At 74.7% G+C, this 6,205-nt stretch carries 3 protein-coding genes and 1 pseudogene; 2 read left to right on the top strand and 2 right to left on the bottom strand.

Features of this window, described 5'->3' with window-relative positions; genetic code table 11:
* Positions 1–1,271 (bottom strand): sigma-70 family RNA polymerase sigma factor (locus ACWGJO_RS40600; protein WP_452190824.1); only part of this gene is annotated, 1,271 nt, incomplete at its 3' end.
* Between the two features lie 336 nt (positions 1,272–1,607).
* Positions 1,608–2,474 (bottom strand): TetR/AcrR family transcriptional regulator, encoded by an 867-nt coding sequence (locus tag ACWGJO_RS40595; RefSeq protein WP_452190823.1) that lies wholly within the window; start codon positions 2,472–2,474, stop codon positions 1,608–1,610.
* Between the two features lie 522 nt (positions 2,475–2,996).
* On the opposite strand from ACWGJO_RS40595, the gene ACWGJO_RS40590 reads away from it, so the two are divergent.
* On the top strand, positions 2,997–4,400 hold the full coding sequence (locus ACWGJO_RS40590) for an NAD(P)/FAD-dependent oxidoreductase (RefSeq protein ID WP_452190825.1): 1,404 nt from the start codon (positions 2,997–2,999) through the stop codon (positions 4,398–4,400).
* A 206-nt stretch (positions 4,401–4,606) separates the two neighbouring features.
* Positions 4,607–5,899 (top strand): annotated as a pseudogene (locus tag ACWGJO_RS40585) (SpoIIE family protein phosphatase); the annotation flags it as partial.
* Positions 5,900–6,205: the final 306 nt, after the last annotated feature.

Genomic DNA, 6,205 nt, shown 5'->3' with positions numbered 1-6,205 from the left:
CCGCCGGAGGCCGCACCGGTCGAACCGGCGGCGGCCGCACCCGCGGTGGCCCCCGAGGACCCGGAGGCGGCGGCCGTCCCGGCGGCTGCCGCTCCGCCGACGGCGGCGGCTCCGCCCACGGCGGCCGCGGCGGCGCCGAAGCCGCCGACGCCGATCCAGACGAGCACGCCTCCGGGCAGCAGGGCGCGCAGCCCGGTGTTGATCTCGGTCAGTTCCAGGCAGGCGGCCGTGCAGCGGTCGCACTCCTTGAGGTGCCGGCCGACCTCCGCCGAGGCCCGCTTGCGCAGCGAGCCCCGCGCGTACGCCCCGAGCCGGTTGGCGTAGGCCTCGCAACCGCTGTCCTGGCTGCCCGAGACGTGCGCCTGGAGGAAGGCGGCGGCGAGCCGGTCGCGGGCCCGATGGGCCTGGACGGCGGTGGCGTTGGCGGTCTTGCCGAGCATCACCGCGACGGTCTTCGGGGACTCCCGCTCGACCTCGGTGTGCCAGAGCACCACCCGGTCGTCCTCGGGCAGTTCGGCGTAGGCCTGCATGACCATCCGCTGGTCGGCCAGCGCCATCGCCCAGGCGTCGGCGCCCGGGTCGGCGAGGTCGACGTCGACGACGGCGGCCGAGGTCTGCGCGAACACGGCGAAGTCGTCCACGAGTTGCTCGCGGCGCTCGCTGCGGTGCCAGGCGGCGGCGACGTTGCGCACGGCGGTCAGCAGATAGGCGCGGACGGCGAACTCGGGGCCCTTGCCCGCCCGCAGCGCCTGCAGGGTGCGGGCGAACACCTCGCCCGCGAGGTCCTCGGCGGTGAAGTTGTCCCGGCAGCAGGTGCGCGCGTAGCGGCGCACCGAGTCGGCGTGCCGGCGGTAGATCTCCTCGTACGCGGTGTCGTCGCCGGCCCGGACCCGGGCGGTCAAGTCGGCGTCGGAGGTGGGGCGCTCGCCGTCCACCGGGTCGGCGGGGGCGGGCACGGTCGGCCGGGCGGTGCGGCCGTCGCCGGTGAAGGGGGCGCCGACGAACGCCTCGGGGGCGACGCCGCCCCGGCCCGCCGGGGCCTGTCCGGGCACCCGGCCCGGGGGCAGCGCGGCGGCGGAGGCGGAGAGCGTCTCGCGGCTGGGCATCCCGGCCTGGTCGGGGACGTGTCCGGCGGCCGAAGCCGCTGCCGCGCCCGGCACTTGGGCCGTCCCGCCGACGCCGTTGAGACTGCAGGGCCCCTCGCCGGGATCACCGGAGAGGCCTCCGAAGTCGAGGCCGTACCCGTAGTCGTTCTGTTCCTCGGCGCTCACAACGGACCCCAGATTCCACGACAGCCCCCGTAGTGTGGCAGGGCGTGCGGGAGTGCGCAGGCGCACGGTTCCCCGACGTACGGCGCCGACGGCGCGCGAACGGCGCGCATCGGGACATTGGCTCCAACCACGGGCAAAGGATGGCATAGCGCAGGGACCGGCGGAAGCCGGACCAACCGCCTTCCACTCCTCCGAGGGGCCGTCGCGGGGGTGTTCGCCCAGCGTGCGGCGGTGGGGTGTGCGACTCCCGCACCCGGCGCGCGCATCCGGGCCGCGCGCCGGTCCTCCCTCCAACTCCCGTACCCGCCGGGCGTGGCGGACCGGTCGGCCCGGGTGTCAGCGCTCCCGCAGGCCGTCCATCAGGATCTGCAGCAGCCGGTCCGAGGGGGCGGCGGTCGGTTGACCGTCCGTCTGCGGAGAAATCGGCGAGAAACCGCCGGCCGCCTGCGCCGAGACCGACGGACGGGCCGCGTGCACCGGCACCGAGGCCGTCAGCACCAGCACCACGTCCGACACCGTGACGCCCGGACGCAGTTCGCCCGCCGCACCGGCCCGCGCCACCAGGGCGGCCAGCAGCTGCAGCAGCAGCCGGGGATCGGCGTCGGCCGCCGACGGCTCGACCACCCCGCCGGAGCGGGCCTCCTCGCCGCGCAGGTCGAAGCGGACCGCCGCGGGCGGTTCCGGCGCCCGCTGTTCGGGCACCCGGCCCAGTTCCTCCGCGTACCGGAACGCCTCCGGCGGCAGCAGCCGCCCGGCGCCGGTGGACACCGCGCGGGCCAGGTAGCCGGCCAGCGCCTCCCAGGCGCCGTCACCGCCGTACAGCGACTCCCGCGCCTGCGCGGTCAGCCACGCCACCTCCTCGGCGGCGATCCGCTGGACCAGCACCTCCTTGCTCGGGAAGCGCCGGTAGACGGTGCCGACCCCGACCCCGGCCCGGCGTGCGACCTCCTCCATCGGCGCGCCGTAGCCGAACTCGCCGAACACCTCGCGGGCCGCCCGCAGCACGCTCTCCAGGTTCCGCCGGGCGTCGACCCGCAACCTGGCCCCGGGCACCGGCACCGCGGGCTCGGCCCGGTACGCGACCGTCGGATACGCCGACCCGCTCTGCGGCGGCAGGTCCACCGGGCCGCGCTGTTCCGGGACCGTGCCCGGTCCGGCCTGTGGTGCACCCACCCGCCCCAACACCTGCTCCTGATCCATCATCCCAACTCTCCCCCGCAGGCGTCCGAAACCGGACCCTGTCGTCGCGCGCCCCTGCACCCCCCGGTGCAGCTCAGCCCGTCAGAAATGACCCGATGACCCATTGCTCGTGCCGCCCGTCCCGTTCCGGTGACCACGGTCGTGCCGCCGTGCCGGGTCCACGTCCGGCTCGGCGCGTCGGCACCGTCCGGGGCCCTGTCCGGGAACTACCCTTCCCCGGATGACTGTCCCCCAGTCGGGTTCTCACGCCAACGCTGGAACTGGCCGTAGTGGCCGCTCCACGGTGCGTCGCCGCCGATTGTCATGGCGACGGCCGCCCCGGTACACAATCCGACCATAGTTCACCACTCTCCGAGGCCGAAAGTGCGTCAGAAAGTCGCCCAGTAAGCACAACTGGCCACGACGGCCACTCGTGTCGCAACCAGCCCCGTACGGACTGTGGACAAGACGACCCCCGCCGGTCCTTCATAGGGGGCGTGATGGGGGGACACCCCCGGCCGCTGGGCGGCCGGGACGAAACGTCGCATCGGCAGGAGGCGCACCATCAGGATCCTGATCGCCGGCGGCGGCTGCGCCGGAACGGCCGCCGCACTCCACCTCCAGCGCGCCCTGCGGGAACGGCTGCGGCGCGGAGAGGTGGAGATCACCGTCGTCGAGCCCCAGGCCTACTTCACCTACCACCCGCTGCTGGCCGAGGTGGCGGCCGGCTCGATCGACCCGAGACACGTGGTGGTCCCACTGCGCCGGGTCCTGCCGGACTGCCGGGTGCTCACCGCCCGGATCACCCGGATCGAACACGCCGCCCGACGCGCCCTGGCCGACGCCGCAGGCCCTGGCGAGACCCCCGCACCGGTCGAACTGCCCTACGACGTCCTGGTGGTGGCCCCCGGCTCGGTCTCCCGCACGGCACCGGTGCCCGGCCTCGCGGAACACGGCCGCGGCTTCTCCACCGTCGGCGAGGCGGTGGGCCTGCGCAACCACGTCCTGGAGCAGCTCGACCTCGCCTCCGCCACCCGCGACCCGGCGCTGCGCCAGTCGGCGCTCACCTTCGTCTTCGTCGGCGCCGGCTACGCGGGCGTCGGCGCGCTCGCCGAACTGGAGGACATGACCCGCACCGCCGTGCGCGGCTACCACAACGTCCGCGCCGAGGACCTGCACTGGGTCCTGGTCGAGGCGACCGGCCGGATCCTCGCCGAGGAGTCGCCCGAACTGGCCGCGCACACCCTCGGCGAGCTGCGCGAGCGCGGCGTGGACATCCGGCTGCAGACCACTCTGGAGTCCGTCGCCGACCGGGTCGTGGTGCTCTCCGACGGCAGCCGCTTCGGCGCCCGCACCCTGGTCTGGACGGCGGGCGTCCGGCCGGCCCCGCTGCTGCGCGAGACCGACCTGCCGCTGGACACCCTCGGCCGGGTGCGATGTCTGGCGACCTTGCAGGCCGTCGGCCCGGACGGACGCGCCCTGCCCGGCGTGTGGGCGGCCGGCGACTGCGCCGCCGTGCCGGACCCGAACGCGGACGGAGCCCCCTGCGCCCCCAACGCCCAGCACGCCTTCGCCCAGGCCGAGCTGCTCGCCCGCAACGTCGTGGTGGCCCTGGACGGCGGGCCGCACGCCCCGGGCCTGGCCGACTACCGGCCCGGCCCCGCCGCCTGTTCGACCTCGCTCGGCCCGCGCCGGGCCGTCGCCCACACCCGGCGCGGCGGCCGGCTCACCGGCCAGCGGGCCTGGTGGCTGCACCGGGCCCGGCACCTGCGGCGGCTGCCGAGCGCCGAGCGCCGGGTGCGGGTGCTGATGGACTGGGTGCTCGGCGGGATGTTCTCCCGGGAGGTGGTCTCGCTGGGCGCGATGGAGCACCCGCGTTCGGCCTTCGAGGGAGGGTTCGGCCTGAAGTCCGACCGGCCGTCCGACGGCGGACCGGATGCCGCCCGGTGACCCCACCGGTCTACCCGTCCCGGCGGCCGACCGAACGGCGGGCCGGAGGGTGGATCGGAGGGCGGAACGGACGGCCACGCCGGGCGGGCGACTTCCGGAACCGGGCCTCCGCCTGACAGGATCAGCCCGACCTGGTCATTACCCCTTGTGCTGCTGTGCACACAAAAAGTGATGATATGCCTGGAAAACGAGGAAGCGGCCGTCGTTTGAACCTCATGCGCTGGAGCGCCCGCCTGGCCGGAGTCCCCTGGCGTGCCCTCCCGCCCCACGGGACCGGCACCGAGGACGGAGCCCCCTGCCCCGACGGCGTCGTCGTGCCCGGCCCCCGCGACCCGAGCAGCCCCGCCGCCACCGCCGAGCCGCTCGACCCGCACAAGCCGCAGAACCTGCGCGAGGTCCTCAACCGCATCCCCGCCCCGGTCGCCGTCACCTACGGCCCGCTCCACCAGCTCGGCTACGCCAACCGGGCCTACCGCGAACTCTTCGGCGAACGCCCCACCGGCCTGCCCGCCGCCGAGGCCCTCCCCGAGCTCGCCACCATGGGCGTCCTGCCCCTGATGGACCAGGTCATCCGCGGCGGCCGCCCGCGCAGCGTCAAGGCCCGCTGCATCCTCGGCCTCACCGGCAACCGCTACTACAACGTCTCCTGCGTCCCGCTCGGCACCGGGGAGAACGGCGACGCCCCCACCGAGGGGCCGCCCGCCGGAGTGCTGATCTTCGCCGCCGAGGTCACCGACCAGGTCCTCGCCGCCGCCCGCCTGCGCGAAGCCGAACGCCGCCAGCGCGAGGCCGCCGTCACCCTCCAGCGCAGCCTGCTCCCGCAGAAGCTCGACCAGCCGGCCGGCCTGCGGGTCGCCGCCACCTACCAGCCGGGCGGCGCCGAGGCCGCGGTCGGCGGCGACTGGTACGACGTGATCGCCATCGACGGCGGACGCACGGCACTCGTCATCGGCGACGTCATGGGCCGCGGCCTGCGCGCCGCCGCCGTCATGGGCCAGCTGCGCACGGCCGTCCGCGCCTACGCCCGCCTCGACCTGCCACCGCACGAGGTGATGCGTCTGCTCGACGGTCTCGCCATGGAGATCGACGCCAACCAGATCGCCACCTGCACCTACGCCGTCTGGGACCCGCGGCGCCGCACCCTCTCCTACGCCTCCGCCGGACACCTCCCCGTACTCCTGCGCTGCCCGGACGGCACCATCCTGCGCAGCGAGGAACAGAACGGCCCGCCGCTCGGCACCGGCGGCGGCCTGCACATCTCCCACACCCTGCGCCTGCTCCCCGGTACGACCGGCGTCCTCTATACCGACGGACTGGTCGAGCGCCGGGACGAGGACATCGACCAGGGCCTCGACCTCCTGGCCCGCACCCTGGCCGGAGCCATGGGCGCCCCCGAGGTGATCTGCGCCCGGCTGCTGCGGGCGATGGGCGTGACCTCCGAGCACGACGACGACGTCGCCGTCCTGGCCTTCCAGCTGCCGGCGGAGGAGGGCGCCGAGAAATCGGTTGCGCCGGTTGACTCGGCGAGCCCGGAGGTCTAGTGTTCTTCGAGCTGCCTGGCAGGGAGCACCGGACACGCGTCAGCGCGGACGGTCCCGGGGCAGCCAATCCTCTGAAACACCACTTCCCGGTTCGGGCCGGGTCGCTTCGTCGTTTTTTCATGTTGCGGCCTGGTGCTTATTCGGCGTGCGCATTTTATTGGGTTGCGGCCGGATTCGCTTTTCGGAGCGGGGATCGGCTAGAGTTTGAAACGTCGGACAGGGCGTCAAGCCCCGGAAGACACCGGCGAGTTGGATGAACGAAGC

This window comes from Kitasatospora sp. NPDC054795 (genome assembly GCF_053611565.1).
The sequence above is the reverse complement of the archived record's forward strand: the minus strand, read 5'-3'. Positions and strand labels throughout refer to the sequence as shown.

What these genes read in the sequence shown, in the direction of transcription:
- ACWGJO_RS40595 (WP_452190823.1), bottom strand. Translation starts at nt 2,474, where the DNA reads ATGATGGATCAGGAGCAGGTGTTGGGGCGGGTGGGTGCACCACAGGCC.